15 protein-coding genes are annotated in these 17,125 nt (G+C 49.7%); 13 read left to right on the plus strand and 2 right to left on the minus strand.

Translation table 11 applies throughout. The annotated features are described in order from the left end of the window. Positions 1 to 115 precede the first annotated feature (115 nt). The 9 genes from E1757_RS21515 (at position 116) to E1757_RS21555 (ending at position 11,067) form a co-directional block, all read left to right on the plus strand. Positions 116 to 1,840, plus strand: coding sequence for a sensor histidine kinase (locus E1757_RS21515; RefSeq protein ID WP_133231960.1), 1,725 nt, complete (start codon positions 116 to 118; stop codon positions 1,838 to 1,840). A 12-nt stretch (positions 1,841 to 1,852) separates the two neighbouring features. Then, positions 1,853 to 3,457: a response regulator gene (locus tag E1757_RS21520; protein ID WP_133231962.1), complete on the plus strand. Its 1,605-nt coding sequence runs from the start codon at positions 1,853 to 1,855 to the stop codon at positions 3,455 to 3,457. A 147-nt stretch (positions 3,458 to 3,604) separates the two neighbouring features. Next, positions 3,605 to 4,504 (plus strand): carbohydrate ABC transporter permease, encoded by a 900-nt coding sequence (locus tag E1757_RS21525; protein ID WP_133231964.1) that lies wholly within the window; start codon positions 3,605 to 3,607, stop codon positions 4,502 to 4,504. Between the two features lie 6 nt (positions 4,505 to 4,510). Beyond that, a complete protein-coding gene (locus E1757_RS21530) occupies positions 4,511 to 5,404 on the plus strand; it encodes a carbohydrate ABC transporter permease (protein ID WP_133231966.1) in 894 nt (297 codons plus the stop codon). 46 nt (positions 5,405 to 5,450) lie between these two features. Beyond that, positions 5,451 to 6,818: an ABC transporter substrate-binding protein gene (locus E1757_RS21535; RefSeq protein ID WP_133231968.1), complete on the plus strand. Its 1,368-nt coding sequence runs from the start codon at positions 5,451 to 5,453 to the stop codon at positions 6,816 to 6,818. Positions 6,819 to 6,906: 88 nt separating this feature from the next. Further along, complete coding sequence (locus tag E1757_RS21540; protein ID WP_165972220.1) at positions 6,907 to 7,656, plus strand: class I SAM-dependent methyltransferase; 750 nt, start codon at positions 6,907 to 6,909, stop codon at positions 7,654 to 7,656. 11 nt (positions 7,657 to 7,667) lie between these two features. Continuing rightward, entirely contained in the window at positions 7,668 to 9,029 is a 1,362-nt protein-coding gene (locus E1757_RS21545; protein WP_165972221.1) for a sulfatase family protein, read from the plus strand. Between the two features lie 23 nt (positions 9,030 to 9,052). After that, positions 9,053 to 10,351: an ABC transporter substrate-binding protein gene (locus E1757_RS21550; RefSeq protein ID WP_133231974.1), complete on the plus strand. Its 1,299-nt coding sequence runs from the start codon at positions 9,053 to 9,055 to the stop codon at positions 10,349 to 10,351. A gap of 329 nt (positions 10,352 to 10,680) precedes the next feature. Next, the gene (locus tag E1757_RS21555; protein ID WP_246079360.1) at positions 10,681 to 11,067 is read left to right on the plus strand and encodes a ribosomal maturation YjgA family protein; all 387 of its coding nucleotides are present in this window, start codon (positions 10,681 to 10,683) and stop codon (positions 11,065 to 11,067) included. A gap of 131 nt (positions 11,068 to 11,198) precedes the next feature. Here E1757_RS21555 and E1757_RS21560 read toward each other — a convergent pair whose 3' ends face one another. Then, positions 11,199 to 11,921, minus strand: a complete 723-nt coding sequence (locus E1757_RS21560; protein ID WP_133231978.1) for a TioE family transcriptional regulator — start codon at positions 11,919 to 11,921, stop codon at positions 11,199 to 11,201. Positions 11,922 to 12,154: 233 nt separating this feature from the next. On the opposite strand from E1757_RS21560, the gene E1757_RS21565 reads away from it, so the two are divergent. Both E1757_RS21565 and E1757_RS21570 read left to right on the plus strand, forming a co-directional pair. Continuing rightward, on the plus strand, positions 12,155 to 12,556 hold the full coding sequence (locus E1757_RS21565; RefSeq protein ID WP_133231980.1) for a GNAT family N-acetyltransferase: 402 nt from the start codon (positions 12,155 to 12,157) through the stop codon (positions 12,554 to 12,556). Positions 12,557 to 12,757: 201 nt separating this feature from the next. Next, complete coding sequence (locus E1757_RS21570) at positions 12,758 to 13,921, plus strand: cation:proton antiporter (RefSeq protein ID WP_133231982.1); 1,164 nt, start codon at positions 12,758 to 12,760, stop codon at positions 13,919 to 13,921. A 35-nt stretch (positions 13,922 to 13,956) separates the two neighbouring features. Here the strand turns inward: E1757_RS21570 and E1757_RS21575 are convergent, their stop codons facing one another. Further along, positions 13,957 to 14,349 carry a MerR family transcriptional regulator gene (locus E1757_RS21575; RefSeq protein WP_246079381.1) on the minus strand — a complete coding sequence of 131 codons (393 nt, stop codon included), beginning with the start codon at positions 14,347 to 14,349 and terminating at the stop codon, positions 13,957 to 13,959. 133 nt (positions 14,350 to 14,482) lie between these two features. Between E1757_RS21575 and E1757_RS21580 the strand changes: the two genes are divergently transcribed. Beyond that, positions 14,483 to 15,394 (plus strand): DMT family transporter, encoded by a 912-nt coding sequence (locus tag E1757_RS21580; RefSeq protein WP_133231986.1) that lies wholly within the window; start codon positions 14,483 to 14,485, stop codon positions 15,392 to 15,394. 470 nt (positions 15,395 to 15,864) lie between these two features. Further along, positions 15,865 to 16,980: an ATP-binding protein gene (locus tag E1757_RS21585; protein ID WP_342774583.1), complete on the plus strand. Its 1,116-nt coding sequence runs from the start codon at positions 15,865 to 15,867 to the stop codon at positions 16,978 to 16,980. Positions 16,981 to 17,125 lie beyond the last annotated feature (145 nt).

Genomic DNA, 17,125 nt, shown 5'->3' on the forward strand with positions numbered 1-17,125 from the left:
ATTTGATTACTTGATATGATAGATGTAATTCAGCCGCTGGAGATCATTCCGCGGCTTTTTCCATTCGTGTTCATGGACAAGCATCGGTTTCGGTACGGGGAGGGTGAAGCTAGGCTTGGTAACGAGATTTCATGATTTGCGGATACAATATAAGCTTCTGGTTGTGTTTGCCCCATTGTTCGTTATCTGTCTTCTCGCAATATCGTCGATCGTCTACTACAACGTAGAAAAGACGATGATCCGGAATATTTGTGAGTTCAATGTAAGCAAGCTGAAACAAATATCGGATAAGATCGAAATTTTAAACCGCAATATTATTTCCGTGACGAACGTGTATTATTTGAATCAGGACATCCGGGCTTTTCTAAAGTATGATTCCGGTCAAGGCGAATACGACAGAAGTCGACAGCTCTCGATGATGACGGATACGGTCCAAACGATTCGCAGCAACTTTGACTATTTAAAATTTTCTACGACGATTGTCGGTATGAACAGCCGTTTCTTCTCCGACGCAGACCAAAACGAGCAAAAAAACCGGCAGCGCACCGAGAAGTGGAAAATGGACATTTCCCGAAAACCCGGCGAAATTTATTGGTCGAACACCTATGATTATAACAACAAGTATATTTTTTCCGCAGTCCGATATTTGCAGGACATTTATACCGGCAATCCGCTCGGCTATTTGATCATCGATTTCGACGAGGACATTTTATTCCGCACCTATGAGAATAAACAAGGGGAAAATCATTTTATTATGGATTCACAGGGAACCGTCATCTCGAACAAGGACAAGCAGCTGCTTTCCGTCAGCTTATCCGGCGAGCCATTCCTTCAGCGAATGGGCGACTACGATTCCGGCTATTTTCAATCGTCGTACCGCAAAACCAAAATGCTTGTTTCTTTTTACAAGGTACCCAATCTGAATTGGTATATTGTCGATATGGTGCCGGAGAACGAAGTGCTTCAAGGCGTATACGGGACCAAAAAGTTTATTTATTTGCTTACGCTGCTCAGTCTCGTATTCATTCTGCTGCTTACTTATATGCTGGCCAATATGATCTCATCCCCGCTCAAAAAGCTGGCTCTTTCCATGAACTCGTTACAGGCAGGCAACGTACAAGTTTCTTTGGAGCTTGACCGTAAAGACGAGGTCGGCATATTGGCCTTTCGCTTCAACGCAATGGTGAATCGGATCAATGAGCTGATTCAAGAGGTGGTCCAAGAGCATGAGGAGCGGAGAAAATACGAATTCAAAGCGCTGCAGGCACAAATCAATCCGCATTTCTTATACAATACGCTCAGCTCGATCCGCTGGATGGCCAGATCCAACCGGCCCGAGGTAGTCAATAATATGATTATTTCTTTAGTGCGTCTGCTGCGCCAGTCCATCAGCTCGCAGGAAGAGTATTTCAGCTTCCGTGACGAATTGCAGTTTTTACAGGATTATGTGTACATCCAGAAAATCCGCTATGCAGACAAATTTCAGGTTCAGTTTCAATTCAAGCCGACAGTGCTTTCCTGCAAGACGTTGAAGCTCATAATCCAGCCGCTGCTGGAAAACGCGATCTTCCACGGGATCGAACCGAAGGACGGAACGGGTACGATTCAGGTGAATGCGTATCCGGCGGATTCCGTGATCCTCATCGAAGTTATCGATGACGGAGTCGGATTTAACTATGCGCGAAAGCAGGTTGCGGACAGCTCCTCGGAAGGCGGCCTGGCTCTTGAAAATATTCAGCGCCGCATCCGGCAGCATTACGGTCCGCAGTACGGGTGCCGGGTAGAAAGCTCTCCCGGCCGTGGCACGAAGATAACTGTCACATTGCCCATGATCCGATAGGGAGGATACAGTATGAAAATATTGATTGTCGACGATGAGAGGCCGATCCGCCAATGGTTTCGATACGTCATTCAGCAGTATGGCCAGGAACTTGAGGTTGCAGGCGAAGCGGCCAACGGACAGGAAGCTTTGGCGCTAACTCATTTCCTGCAGCCGGATTTGGTCATTACGGACATCCGGATGCCGCTCATGGATGGCTTGGAGCTGATCGCTCAACTGAACCGCGCCGCCGATCCGTCACCGCCGTACATCTTAATTTTAAGCAACTATGACGATTTTGAATTTGTGAAAAAAGGGCTGGTTGCGGGTGCCAAAAACTATTTGCTCAAGGCAGAGACTGCCGACGAAGAAATTATTGCGGCCATTCGCGCCATTCAGGAACAAATGAAGCAGGAGCGAGAACAGAAATCATTGACGAACAGCCTTCAACTCAGGCTGCATGATCTCAAATCCGTATTCATCCGCGACTGGCTGACCCATGACTTAATGAGCTGGGAGCATGTGGAGCAGCAGCTCGATGATCTGGACCTTCGATTTCCGCATGATTCGCTTGGCATGATCGCGTTCGAGCTGGATGAAACGCCAATATCCGAACAAGGTACCGACGGCGATGCGCTTCGGCGGCAGCTCATTAACTTTAGTCGGGCGGAGCTTGCCAAATGGTATCCCGACGTCGAAGTGTTTCATATGAAGGGAGAATTGTTTCTCGCTATATTTGGCGTGGAGAGCGGGAAGATAATGGCGTCCACGGTGGAGCGGATATGCGGCGATATGCTTGTGCAAGCCCGAAAGCATGCCGGACTCACCCTCTCTTTTTGTTACCGCTTTGACCTGCGGAACCGATCCGACATTCATCGTGCATACGGCGACTGCGTCCGATGCCTGGATTATAAAATGTATTACGGCCTCGGTTGCACACTCAATCAGGCTGAACTGGCGGGTGGCGACAATTCTTCTATGCAGGCCGTTCAGCTATTATTGCGCCGGGCGCTTCAGCAATTCCAACTGCTGAACCAGCAATCGTTCCGAGCCATTGACGATGTGCTGCGTCGGATCGGAGAGACTAAGGCGCTCGGATCGACGGAGGCGAGAGACCTGCTGCGCAAAATTTGGGAGCATGCCGCAGACCAGCTTATGCAGCTGTCGCTGCATAAGCTGCCGGAGCCATTTGCCGAGCATCCGTTTCATCCCGGCCGATGCTTATATTGGGAGCAATATTGCGAATTGCTGATGGACGGAATCGTGCAGATGCATCGTACGGCCTACAAGCAGGTGTACGTCTATTCGGAAGCGGTCAATCAAATCATCCAAATCCTTGAGACGCACTACGATCAAAAAATCAATATGCGCATGGTAGCCGAGCGCGTTCATTTGAATGAAAATTATATTTCCCAGCTGTTCAAAAAGGAAACCGGGATCACGCTGCAAAAATTTGTGATGAAAATCCGCATGGAGCGCGCCTTGCAGCTGCTGCTTGAAGGTCATTATAAGATCAACGAAATTGCCGGCAAGATCGGATACTCCAACGAATCCCACTTTTGTACGTCATTTAAGCTGTATTATGGCGAATCGCCGACCCAAGTCCTGCAAAAAACAAAACAAAAGCTAAGAATTTGAAAAGTGGCTGAGAATTAGCGCATACGCAAGCCGAAAAACTAATTGAAATGAAAAAGCGGATAACCAGGGCTAATGGTTATTTGCTTTTTCTATTTGTACAATGTTGAGTTGTAAGCACTTACATTGCTGGAAAAGGAGGTTAATCGTTTGCTGTCTTTCAAGCTCAACAACCGAAGAAGAAGTCTCATCGCGTTTTACTTGTTTATCGGTCCATGGCTGATCGGCTACCTGGCGTTCACCCTTGGTCCGATACTCGCATCCGGCTGGCTCAGCTTCACGAATTATGATGGCGTAAATCCGGCCGCGTTTATCGGGCTGGACAATTATCGGGAAATATGGGATTCGAGCTTGTTCTGGAAATCGCTTTGGGTCACGTTCTATTACACGCTGGGACATGTTCCGCTCAGTGTAATCGGGGCATTATGTCTGGCGGTACTGCTGAATCAGAAAATACCGCTGTTGTCCTTATGGCGAACTATTTTTTATTTGCCGGTCGTCACTTCGGGTGTAGCGGTCGCCTTGTTATGGTCGTGGATTTTCCAGCCGAGCTACGGACTGATCAACATTTTTATTTACCAGGTATTCGGCGTGCAGGGGCCGGGATGGTTTTTCTCGGATCAATGGTCGGTTCCGGCCTTCATCATCATGAGCCTGTGGGGCGTCGGCGGTCCGATGCTCATTTACCTGGCGGGCTTGCAGGGGATACCGACCCAGTTCTATGAAGCGGCCGAGATTGACGGCGCCGGTGCTTTCAAGAAGTTTTGGCACATCACGCTGCCGATGGTGACGCCCGTCATTTTTTTCAATATGGTCATCACGATTATTATGTCGTTTCAGGTGTTTACACCCGCATTCGTCATTACGAAAGGCGGTCCAAATTACTCCACTTATTTCTATGTGCTTTATTTGTATCAAAGCGCGTTTGAAAATTTCCGGCTCGGATTTGCATCGGCTCTGGCCTGGATTTTGTTTGCAATCATTTTGATTATTACTGTGCTGTTGTTCCGATGGCAGCGCAAATGGGTTCATTACGAGTCAGTGAGGTAACGAAAAATGGATAACCGAACGTTATACGCCAGACGCTCTGCCGCTCATGTACAAAGTCATTTCAACAAGCAGCATAAAGAGCGGTTGCTGAAATCGATTTATACCGTCGTTGTCGCCGCAGGAGCGATCTTTGTGCTGGCTCCCACCCTGTGGATGGTTTCCACCTCCTTGAAGGAAGACGGCAAGGTGCTGCTCATGCCGCCGCAATGGATTCCAAGCCCGATCGTCTGGAAAAATTATGTCGAAGCGCTGGATTTCATGAACGCGGCCCAAGTTTTCGGCAACACCTTTTTCATTGTTATTTTGTCGATTATCGGCCAGCTCGTTTCCAGCACCTTGGCAGGCTACGCCTTCGCCCGCATTGATGTGCCAGGTAAAAATCTTTTATTTATTCTCGTTTTGACCGGGTTTATGCTGCCTGTTCAAATTACGCTTATTCCGCAGTTTATTATGTTCAGCAAATTGAATTGGATCGACACGTTTTTTCCGCTGGTCGTCCCCGAATTTATGGGCGCACCGTTTTATATTTTTTTGGCGAGGCAGTTTTTCCTCAGTATCCCGGGGGAGATGGACGAGGCGGCGCGAATGGACGGATGCGGATTTTTCGGCATTTATTGGCGAATTATATTGCCGCTATCCAAGCCGCTGCTCGGCATCATCGCAATCCAAACGTTTATGCATGCGTGGAACGATTTCTTGCGGCCGCTGATTTTTATTCATTCCGCCAAAAATCAGACCGTGGCGCTGGCGCTGCAGTCGTTTACGGCCGATTACGGGATGACGCCGTGGCATTTGCTCATGGCCGCTTCGTTGTTTGCTCTGCTGCCATGCATTTTGTTGTTTTTCTTCGCGCAAAAATATTTTATTCAAGGCATCGTCATATCCGGCGTCAAAGGGTAGACCTTCGCGTTGCAACAAACACACCATTTTTCAGGGAGCTGATCGTATGAACAAACAAATCGCGGCGTGTGCCGCATGCAGTCTGATTGTGCTCGTCAGCGCCTGCTCTGCGCCGTCATCCGGCGGATCGGGCGGCGCTAATAAGAGCGGCAAAAACGAAGTGGTCGAATTGAAATGGCTGATGCGCAGTAATCCGGTCGAAAACAAGTGGGAGAAAGAAACCGTGATCGAAAAGTTTCAAAAGCTGCATCCGAACATCAAAGTCAATCTGATCGTCGTGCCAAGCAACGAGGTCGATCCGAAGCTGGCTACGATGGTTGCGGCGGGAGACCCTCCCGATGTTTTCTCCATGTGGGGTGAATCCGGCTTCAATGAGTATTATAATAAAGGCATGCTGCTTGAGCTGACCGATTATATTAAAAAAGATATTACCAAGGACGACTTTATTAAAGGCATGTTCGATATATACGCCGTGGACGGCAAATATTACTCGGTGCCTCAAGTGACCAATTTCGGGCAAATGCTGGTGTACAACAAAGATTTGTTTAAAGAAGCCGGCTTGCCCGATCTGCCTACCCGCTGGGACGACAAGTCGTGGACATGGGACAAGATGGTCGAATACGCCAAAAAGCTGACGAAAAATTACGGTCAGGGCGTCAATGCGCAATACGGCATCGCACCGACTTATGAGGCTCATCAAATCGCCTATATGTGGGGAGCCGATCCGTTCCTGCCCGAGCATTACAAAACCGGGTTCGCGGAAAAAAGCCGGCTGGACGATCCTGCGGTCATCGAGGGGCTGCAGGCTACCGCGGATTTGGTCTATAAGGACAAGGTCGCGCCGACTCCGGCCGAAACGAAAACGTTGGAGCAGATGGGCAATATATTCGCCACCGGAAAGGTGGGCATGTCCGTCGTGCTGCCGACGCAAGCCTATGGCAACTTGAAAAACGTGCCGTTTAAGTGGGGACTGGCGCCCTTGCCGACAAAGAAGGACAACAAGACGGCTCTCTTTAACGGCGCCTGGTTTATCGCCAAAAAGAGCAAGCATCCGGAGGAAGCGTGGGAGCTAATCAAATATTTGCTGACTCCCGAAAATGCCAAGGACATGAGCGAAATTACCGGTTTTCTCGTCCCGCATAAAGACGCGGTGGAGACATGGCTGGATCTGTTTGTCAAACCGACGGGCATGACGAAAGACCAGCTGAGAGAAGTCATTACGGGAACGCCTTCCAATTCCGTCGAAAACGTCAACCATCTGTTCGCCAATTTCAGGGAGATGAGTACGACGCTCAAGCAGGGACTGGACCCGTTATGGACCGGGAAAGCGACGGCCGAGGAAACGGTCAAGCAAGTGAAGCCCAAGGTGGATGCCGTTCTCAAACGAACCAACGACAGCAAGGATAAAAAATAAGGGCTGGAGGAATCTTTCGAGACTGTCGATGAATCCCGCAATTCATCGACAGTCTCCGTTCCCCCTTTAAATAAGGAGGCTGATGCACATGTCGACATCCGGATTTTACGATCAAATGTCCGATTATTATCATCTGATTTATCCCGATTGGCCGAACAGTATCCGGCGTCAAGCCGGACATCTGGATGCCATCCTGACCGAGCATTGCCGTTCCGGCGGCAGGCAGCTATTGGATGCAGCCTGCGGTATAGGGACGCAGAGCCTGGGACTGGCGATGCTGGGCTACGAGGTGACCGCATCCGATATTTCCCCCAAATCGGTGGAACGGCTGCTGCGGGAAGCCGCCGACCGCAGACTTAGCCTGAACGGCTCGGTGGCGGATATGACCCGGGCTTATGAACATCACCAGCGGCAATTCGATGCGGTGCTGGCATGCGATAATGCAGTGCCTCATTTGCTGAGCGACGAGCTCATCGTGCAAGCTTTTGAGCAATTTTATCGGTGCACCCGGGACGGCGGCTGCTGCATCGTATCGGTCAGGGCCTACAGCGGAGAACCCCGCTACGACACCGTGTTTCAGCCTTATGGCATCCGCAGCTTCCAGGATAAAAAGCTGATCCTTTTTCAAGTGCAGGAGTACGAAGGCATTCAGTATAATGTTAGCATGTATTTTATTGAAGACGGTCCTTCGCCATGTCCGACCTATGTGATGAAAAGCAGGTATTATGCCGTAACCGTCGACAAGCTCGCTTCACTGCTGCGTCAGGCGGGATTTCGGGAGGTGGTGCAGGCGGACGATGCGTTTTTTCAGCCTGTCCTGATAGGATTAAAACGATAGGAGATGAATCGATGATGGCGACATTGCAAGCATCCGAACGTCGCAAGCAAAATGTGATTTGGATCTTTGGAGACCAGCACCGGGCCCAGGCGCTCGGCTGTAACGGCGATCCGAACGTATTAACCCCCAATATTGATAACTTGGCCGCAGCCGGAGTAAATTTTGACCGCGCCTTAACCGGGTTTCCGTTATGCTGCCCATCGCGCGGAACGCTTTTGACCGGCCGGTACGCCCATAAGGTTGTTCCGGGCCACGAATATCAGCTGCCGGCGGAGCAGCCGACGATCGCAAACGTGCTGAACGATAACGGCTATCATACCGCTTATTTCGGCAAATGGCATCTGGACGGCTTTCACGAACGGGAAGGGCGGGCGGCCTTTCACATCATCCCGCCCGAACGAAGGGGCGGCTTTCAGGAATGGGTCGGCTACGAGAACAATAACAGCCAGTGGGACTGCTGGGTACACGGCGGGGAAGGGGAGCATGCGTTCCATCGGAGACTTCCCGGATTCGAAACGGATGCGCTGACCGACATGTTTATCTCATATATCAAGAACCGAGGTCAAAAACGGGCTGCCGGGGAGGATCAGCCTTTTTTCGCCGTATTGTCGGTTCAGCCTCCCCATGATCCGTACATAGCTCCGAGCGAGATGAGGGGCAGGCATAATCCCGCCCGCGTCCAGCTGCGGCCGAATGTGCCGCAAATTCCAAGGCTGCTCCAGCAGGCCCGCAATGAACTGGCCGGCTATTACGCAATGATCGAGAATCTGGACTGGAATGTCGGAAGAATCCGGGCGGCTCTGGACGATTTGGGACTTGCCTTCGATACGCATATCGTATTTTTCAGCGATCATGGCGATATGCACGGCTCCCAGGGGCAGTTTAGGAAAACGAGCCCATGGGAGGAATCGATCCGCGTCCCTATGATCATCAGCGGGGAACAGCCCTTCTACGGCAGAAAAACGGGAAGATCCCCCGTCTTGTTCAGCAATGTGGATATCGCGCCGACCACGCTTGGACTGTGCGGCATCAATAAGCCGGACTGGATGGATGGAACGGACTACTCCTCCAGACGGATTGGCGCGCGTTCTTCGGACAACGAACCGGATTCGGCCTATTTGCAATGCGTCGTTCCGACAGGTCACGGCCACAGTGTCGACAGAGCGTGGCGCGGAATCGTGACGAATGATGGCTGGAAATATGTTTGCTTCGAACAGCTACCATGGCTTATGTTTAATTTGAACGAGGATCCGTACGAGCAGTCGAATCTGGCTCATAACTCGGCTTATCATGCAGAACGCAAGAAGCTGAACGACAGGCTGCAGGAATGGATTGATGCGACGGGAGATCGGTTTGCTTTGCCGACATATTAACAGCGCAGGATGGAGGATGGGGAATGAAACGCATCATAAGTGGAATCTGTCTGTACCTTTCTTTACTGCTGCTTATGAGCCTAGTATCCTCATGCTCCGTTCCTCAGGTGGAGCGTTTCGAAAAGTCGGAGCCGTCTGCGTGGGTGGACGGAAGTCCGAAAGTGATACGGTTCTGGATGCGCGGAAATGAGAGCAGCGAGCTTTCCGAAAGTTTCCGGCAAGATATGCTTGCCTATGAGCTGAGCCATCCGGATATAAAAATCGAGTACGATTTTATTGCGTACCCGGATGTCGAGTCAAAGTGGAATACGGCCTTCGCCGGCGGAACGGCTCCCGATTTGTTTGAAATCGGCATTATTAATCTGGCGTCGCGGGCTAATTTAAATCAGCTTGCCCCGCTTGATTCATATATTCAGGCATGGGTGGACCGTAAGGACATACCCGAACCGGTATACCGGTTCGGATCTTATCAAGGGCATATATACGGGCTTGGCTATATGTACGCTCCGAATATATTCGTGTACCGCAAAGATTTTTTCGAAGAAGCCGGATTAAATCCCGATCATACGCCCAAGAGCTGGGATGAGCTGCTGGACTATGCGTCCAAGCTTGCGCTGAAGGATGACGGGCGTTTGACCCGGGGCGGATTTGTCATCCCGCGTCAGGGCGGCGAATTTTGGCTCGAAATATTCGGAAGGCAGAATGGTAACGAGATTGTGGATGAAAATGGGATGATTCCGGTCTTCGATTCGCCTTCTGCTGTCGAGGCTGTCCAATATTTGCTCAAGCTTTTGCCTTATTCTGCCACCTATAACAGTCTGAACGGGGAAAAAAATCCGTTTCTGCTGAATAATGCCGCGATGACCTACATGCCTGCGGAAGATATCAACGCCCTGCTTCGCGCCAAGCCCTCCCTGAAAAATCATATCGGCGCCGCCGGGGATGTGCCCGGCAAGCGGCATTCGACGTTTAACGGACTCCGGCTATTCGCTATTTCCAATTCGAGCCGGCACAAGTCGGAGGCATGGGATGTCATTCAATTTTTAATGAGCCGGGAACGGATGCGGACACGCATGAAAGCGATCAATGTGCCGGGAACGCGGGAGTCGCTTATTCCCGAATTTGTCAGCCTCAGACCCGAGCTGAATTCGGCGATCATGGATGCCGTCCGCATCGGGACTGGCCGTCCGAATCTGACTTGGTCGCCGCTGTATGAGAAATACGCCCGTAGGGGCTACGAAGAAGCGATTTTCCAAACGAAGCCGCCAGAGCAAGCGTTAGGCGATGCCGTCAAGGAGCTTCTGAAGGAAATCGGCCGGTAACAGGAAGTTAAATGGAAGGACGTAAATGTACAGCTACATACCTATTTTACGCTGAAAAGCGACGGCAGAGCTGCTTCTACCGTCGCTTTTTATGTGCACCGATCGGTCGGTGCGTGGGCACGTTATTCCATGAGAATGCAGCAATAATTATTTATTAACATCATTAAACATAATAGTATATATCATTAAATATTACTATCATTAGATAAATATCAGCGGTTGTATTGATAACCCTGAATGCGGTAGATTTGCCAAACAGGATGAAATCTATACAATTAAATAGACGGTAACAATAAAGCTGCTTAAAAAGTAGCGGATAAAGGATGATAATGATGAAAGCACGAATGCCGTATTTCATAAGTGTGATCATTTGTATCGTATTAGGATTAGGCTCAAGAACCTATTCCGGCTTATTGCCCGTGTTCATTGCCGAACATGCCGGGGACATGCTGTGGGCAAGCATGGTCTATTTCGGATTTCGGTTTCTTTTCACAAGTAAAAGTTTGGCATGGGCGGCGGCAGGCAGTCTCCTGTTTAGCTTTGGCATTGAATTCAGCCAGCTCTATCAAGCCGAATGGATCGTGAAGCTGAGGCATACATTATTGGGAGCTCTGATCATTGGCAGAGGTTTTTTGACGCTCGATTTAATTCGATACGCTCTGGGCGTTACAATCGCTTTTGGGGTGGACAAGTTCGGGCTGCGACGCAAATCGTGATAAAACTGTATTCGAACCGAAGTCGATGTCGTTCCAGACATCGGCTTTTTTCGTTCGCGCAACCTTGACAAACGCGCATATCCCGGGGGACGGCGAAGCCGCTTGTCCTTGAGCAAGCGGATTCATTCCATTCAATCGGCAAATGATTCAGGCATAAGCTCCAGCACCTGGCACAGCTCGACCAGTTGATGGATGCCGCGCACCTGCTGACGGTTGCGCTCATGAATCGTCAGGATCGCTTGCTCCGTCACCTTTTTCGCTTGCTCGAAGTTTTGGTGTTCCGCGGCTTGAACGATTTCTTTCATTCTTTGCAAAAAATAAACGGTGCTCCGCAATGTGCGGATGAGTAAAATTTTACGAATGTGCACCGGTGTGAACAGCCGATAACCGTTCTCCGGATCGCGCTCAGGTGTGAGCAGACCTTCCTTCTCCCAATGACGGATCGCTGACGTCGCAACGCCAGTGAACGCGGCGGTTTCGCCAATCGTCATTCGATTTTTCGGCTTTTTATTGGCCAGTGGCGGGAGCTCGAGGTTTTGCAGCAGCTCGAGCGTCCGGTCCGCTGCTGCTTTCTCAAGATGCAAATTGGACTGTTCCTTGTTCACAAGCCAAAAGGCGGCATCAAGCTCGTCATGCTGAATGGACCGGAGCACCTCGCAGGTGACGGCGACCCCAAACCCGGGAAACATGGCGCGCAAACAGCGAAAATATGCCAAATGCACCTTCGTATAAAGACGGTAGCCGTTATCGGCACGGGCAGGGGCCGGAACGACTCCCCATGATTCATAATGGCGTAAAGCGCTCGTACTGATATCCAGCTCTCTCGCAATGTCGACAGGTCTATAATATTGCATCCCTAGACCTCCTTCGAAATGACTTGGAGGCTCCACTATACCAGAACCGGCCGCACCGTGCAAACACTCGAGAAAAACATTAAAGCTGCTTGACATGGAAGATAGTTTTATATGAAGGGAATTCGAATGAAACTTTCTCACTTGCATCAATGTTGTAAAGTAAAAAATAAGGAGCCTTTAATCAGAAAAGCTCCTGTGCAACTTCATTTCAAGAGAGGAGGAAACGGAATACTATGAACATCTCCCATATTGCTCCACTTCCAGAAGAGTACCTGGCATTAAGAAAGGCGGCAGGTCTTAATTCCAAGGATGATTCGACAGCCAAAACGGCATTGTCAAACTCGATATTATCGGTCTGCATAAGAAACGATGAATCCGAGCTTATCGCTATGGGGAGAATGATTGGCGATGATGCGTATGTATATCTCATTGCCGACATGATCGTCCATCCGTCCTGCCAAAGCGAGGGCTTGGATGAAACCGTAATGATGGAAATAATGAAGTATTTGGATCGCAGCGCTCCCAAAGGCGCGGATGTTATATTAATGTCCGATATACAGGCCATGGCGTTGTATAAAAAGTTCGGTTTTGAGCTGACTTATCCGAACTCGCTAAGCATGCGCAGAACGATATAGAGCGGGTTGGAGAAATTGTGTAAAAAAATGAATCCATAATCTGTTTTATACGTAGAGAAATGTAAATAAAATACCCGTTTTATTGGAGGAGCCTGTCACCTTGGATTTGCTATGTCCGCATAGCTGCTAAGGTTGCAGGCTTTTTTTGCATTTTTTTTAAAAATTTAACTCATGATATGAAGAAGAGGAGTGACAGAACGCATGCTTATTTTTCAATTAGCGATCATTTTACTTGCGTCCAAAATAGCCGGAGAGGTGAGCGTCAAATTAGGCCAGCCCTCGGTTCTCGGTAAGCTGCTTATCGGCATTTTGCTCGGGCCTTCCGTACTCGGATTGGTGAACAATACGGATATTTTGAATGAATTAAGTCAAATCGGCGTTATTTTATTAATGTTCATCGCCGGTTTGGAGACGGATGTCGATGAGTTCAAACGAACGGGAAAAGCCTCGACTTTGGTTGGCATCGGGGGAATTATCGTCCCTTTTGCTCTAGGCTATGCGGGCGGAATTGTCCTGGGACTTCCGCAAATCGAAGCCGTCTTTCTGGGGCTGCTGCTTTCGGCGACCAGCGTCAGCATATCGGTGCAGGCGCTTAAGGAACTGGGCAAAATGAAGACCAGAGAGGGGACCACCATATTAGGCGCGGCTGTTATTGACGATGTGCTCGTGATCATCGCGCTTGCCTTCGTCATGAGCTTTGCCGGCGGTGATGTGAACCTGGGGATGGTCATCGTAAAGAAATTTATTTTTTTTGCGGTTGCCATTTTACTGTCTTGGAAAGTAGTACCCTGGGTATTGAGGAGATTTGCGCCGCTGCGTGTGACCGAGGCTGTCATTTCAGCGGGTCTGATCATCTGCTTCGTATTTGCGTATATGGCGGAATATGCGGGAGTAGCTGCAATCATCGGCGCCTATATTGCCGGAGTCGCGATAAGCTTGACATCATTCAAGCATGAAGTGTTCGAAAAGGTTGAGACGATCGGCTATTCGATCTTCGTGCCTGTATTTTTCACATCCATTGGAGTTACGGCGGAGTTTATCGGCATTACTGAAAATATCGGACTTATCATCGGTCTTAGTTTTGTGGCCATCGTTACCAAGCTCGCCGGTTCGGCGCTTGGGGCCAAATTGTCGGGGTTCGGATGGCAGAGCTCTTTCGGGATTGGCGCCGCCATGGTCTCCCGGGGAGAAGTGGCGCTAATTATCGCAGCCATGGGTTTGGAAGCCAATCTGCTGAACAAACAAATGTTCGCATCCGTCATAGTCGTCGTTTTAATTACAACGATCGTAACGCCGCTGTTAATGAAATTGTTTTTCAAGGAAAAAGCGGCAGCTAGCGACGATAGACAGACGATAAATGAATAGCCGCTAACGATAAGGCCGCCGCGGCGGCCTGTCCGTTATTTCATAAGCTCATGATAAAAATACAGCTTCCGTTTCGTATCTTTAATGATTTCCTCCAACTCCCGACGCTGCTCTTCCATTTTGCTCAAATGCTCGGATAAAATGTTGATCCGGCCCGATATTGTCGCAGCTTCCTCATCCCGTACGGGTGAACGATGGATACAGATTTGTCCCTCCTGAAAAAACTCCTTAATCTCTTCTAATGATAGTCCGGTTTTCTTCAGACACTTTAAAGATTTCAATAGATGAACATTGTCATCGCTATATAAGCGTACGCCGCCCGGTTCTTTGCGCAAAGGCTTTAAAAAACCGAGCTTTTCGTAATATCTTAACGTATCCGGACTGAACTCCGTCATTTCGGCAACTTGACGGATCGTGTACAAAGGCATCGCCACCTTTCTATTCATAGTTTACACGTTGGAGTCAGCTCCAAGTCAATAGCAGCATATTTCTAAAATGCGTATTGTGCTAAATTCACAGCTTGGATATACTGGGTTCAACCGTTTGGAAAGGAACTTATTTATGCCGAACTTCAATCGGGCTGGAAAAACATACGAGCTGTATTTCGTTATTGGCATATTGGCGATCTCGTTTTCGGCCATTTTTGTCCGTTGGTCTTCAGTCGAAGCTTCCGTAATCGCCATGTACCGGTTATTTATAACCAATCTGATTTTACTTCCGCTCGTCTGGAAGCACCGGCAGTCGATGTTTCAGCTTGATCCGGGACAGTGGGGGCTGCTTGCCGTATCGGGCACGATGCTCGGACTTCACTTTCTGTTGTGGATGGAATCGCTGCGCCTGACTAGCGTAGCCAGCTCGACCGTCATCTTAACCTTGCAGCCTGTTCTCGTGATGCTGGGCTCGCGATTCCTGTTCAAAGAAAAGGCCAACCGGATGATGCTGATAGGGATGGCGGCTGCGGTTGCCGGCTCCATTGCGATCGGGTCCGGAGATTTCCGTCTCTCGGGGACGGCGGCGCTCGGCGACGCGCTGTCGTTGTTAGGAACCATTGCCATTGCCGTCAACATGATGATCGGGCAGCGTCTTCGCCAAGGGATGGAAGCATTCACGTACAATTTCTGGGTATTTTTGATAGCTGCCTGTTCGCTCGGCGCCTATAACGCGGCCATGGGCTTCAAGCTTACCGGATTTCCTGCCAAGGAATGGGGGCTTTTCGTACTTATGTCCGTCGTGTCGACCTTGTTCGGACACTACCTGTTTAACTGGCTGTTAAAGTATATGAACGCAACGGCCGTTTCGATGGCGATTCTTGGAGAGCCGGTTTGCGCGTCCCTGCTCGCGTGGATGCTGCTGGACGAAAAGCTTACCGCTTTGCAACTGGCTGCAGGTATGTTGATCATTGCAGGGGTGTGGGTCTTCATTCGAAGCCGCCCAATTAATCCGACCGAGATAACGGCAATTCATCCCGATTAGGAAATTCGTCCAATTGGCTACAATAATAAGCCTGGTGCGCACGTTAAGAGTGTACCAGGCCGTTTTGCGTCCAAAACGCTTTAAGAATTGATTACAAACGGGCAAGATTCGCATCCTTAGTGAACTCGTTCAGCTTTGCTGAACATCGGGGAATCAGATGGGGACTCTACCCCAATTAGAGGTGGGGGTCTTAATCCGATAAAGTCGTAATCGGATAAAATTTGCTTAAGCGAAATAAATGTGAAAATCAGCTGTTCCAAAATCTCCTCAGGCAAATAGTGCACATTTTTCTCCTTTGGCTAATGGGACCGCTTAGCGTATATTTTCGTTAAAATGTTAGCGGACCCTATAATTATTTACAGCTTTAATCAAATAAGTTATAATTTTACGTAAACACGTAATTACGTAATTAAATAAACGAAACTTGACCATAACGTGTTTAATCTATTCTCAAAGGAGTGTGAATTCCGGTGAATCAAGATTATCGCAATGAGTTGAATGCATTGAAATCCCGGGTTGAGGCACTTGAACAGCTTGTTCGGAAAGCGGCAGGCGCAGAAGAAAAGCCCGTCATACCTGGAGGAACGGAGCGAACAGTGGAGGAAACAGTTTTGCCGAGCGGAAGCGCGGAAGCATGTGCGATTTACTTCTCGGGCTATTATCGCAGCGGCGATCAAACGGTACGGTGCCAGCCGCAGGAAAGGCGCTCGGACGAGCTGCTCGGCCTTTCCGGAGGCAAGGCGGCCAAAGTGCTTGCCGCGCTTGGCCACAAGCAGCGACTCGATCTGCTGCTCGAGGTATGGAACGAGCCGCTTACCGGGGCGGAGCTTGTAGAACGGCTGAACATGGGGACGACCGGCCAGCTGTATCATCATTTGAAAGCTTTAACCGGCGCCGATTTGCTGCAGCAGGAAGAACGCGGCGGACGATATACGATTCCCGCTCATCGCCGGTTTCCGATTTTGCTTCTGATGGCAGCCATTGCGGATTTAATCGATACAAGCGATTATATCGATATGGCTGAAGTACGCAATGAAGCGCACAGCTACTTGGGCGCAGCCACGAAAGACGGGTTCGATCTCCATCAACTGCTTTGGGCTGTCGTCAGCAATTCGATCCTGGAGCATGAGGGGGGTTATTGCAGCGAAATCGGCATCTACTTGCATGACGACGGAAGCATAACCGTCGCGGATAATGGCCGGGGAATTCCGACCTGGCTGCTGCCGCAAACCGGTCAGCCGGCAGTGCAATCCGTGATGACCAGACTGGACCTGTTCGGCGATCCCAAGCAATCGTTCTTCGCTCCCGGCGCGGAGAAAGGGATCAGTATAGCGGTAGTCAATGCCTTATCGGACTTGTTGAGCGTAGAAAACCGCAGAGATGGCGAAATTTATCGCCAAGAATACCGGCACGGCATCCCGCAGACCGGACTCATGACTGTTGGCGCTACGAAGGAGACCGGCACGAGCGTTACCTTCAAGCCTGAACAGGAGCTGTTTGCCGGACGTTTTGACAAGTCGGGCATTGTAATGCGAGCCAACGAACTGGCAGAGGCTTACCCCGGAATTCGGATCCGCGTCCAATAAAGAAGAATCATTATGAGTACAAGGCTGCCAATGCAGCAGTTACGCAACGGCCCATAGCCTCATACGCTCCATGCTCATGCGCGCGCAGCGCGCTTTTTCTTTTTTAAGGGACTGCTAATGAACCTTTTGTTCATTTACATTGTTT

The organism is Paenibacillus piri (assembly GCF_004354045.1).
In the GTDB taxonomy this organism is placed as follows: domain Bacteria; phylum Bacillota; class Bacilli; order Paenibacillales; family NBRC-103111; genus Paenibacillus_S; species Paenibacillus_S piri.

Excerpts from the sequence above, each read along its gene's own strand:
- E1757_RS21520 (WP_133231962.1), top strand. The coding sequence starts at position 1,853 with ATGAAAATATTGATTGTCGACGATGAGAGGCCGATCCGCCAATGGTTT.
- E1757_RS21530 (WP_133231966.1), top strand. The coding sequence starts at position 4,511 with ATGGATAACCGAACGTTATACGCCAGACGCTCTGCCGCTCATGTACAA.
- E1757_RS21535 (WP_133231968.1), top strand. The coding sequence starts at position 5,451 with ATGAACAAACAAATCGCGGCGTGTGCCGCATGCAGTCTGATTGTGCTC.
- E1757_RS21540 (WP_165972220.1), top strand. The coding sequence starts at position 6,907 with ATGTCGACATCCGGATTTTACGATCAAATGTCCGATTATTATCATCTG.
- E1757_RS21545 (WP_165972221.1), top strand. The coding sequence starts at position 7,668 with ATGATGGCGACATTGCAAGCATCCGAACGTCGCAAGCAAAATGTGATT.
- E1757_RS21550 (WP_133231974.1), top strand. The coding sequence starts at position 9,053 with ATGAAACGCATCATAAGTGGAATCTGTCTGTACCTTTCTTTACTGCTG.
- E1757_RS21555 (WP_246079360.1), top strand. The coding sequence starts at position 10,681 with ATGATGAAAGCACGAATGCCGTATTTCATAAGTGTGATCATTTGTATC.
- E1757_RS21560 (WP_133231978.1), bottom strand. The coding sequence starts at position 11,921 with ATGCAATATTATAGACCTGTCGACATTGCGAGAGAGCTGGATATCAGT.
- E1757_RS21565 (WP_133231980.1), top strand. The coding sequence starts at position 12,155 with ATGAACATCTCCCATATTGCTCCACTTCCAGAAGAGTACCTGGCATTA.
- E1757_RS21570 (WP_133231982.1), top strand. The coding sequence starts at position 12,758 with ATGCTTATTTTTCAATTAGCGATCATTTTACTTGCGTCCAAAATAGCC.
- E1757_RS21575 (WP_246079381.1), bottom strand. The coding sequence starts at position 14,349 with ATGCCTTTGTACACGATCCGTCAAGTTGCCGAAATGACGGAGTTCAGT.
- E1757_RS21580 (WP_133231986.1), top strand. The coding sequence starts at position 14,483 with ATGCCGAACTTCAATCGGGCTGGAAAAACATACGAGCTGTATTTCGTT.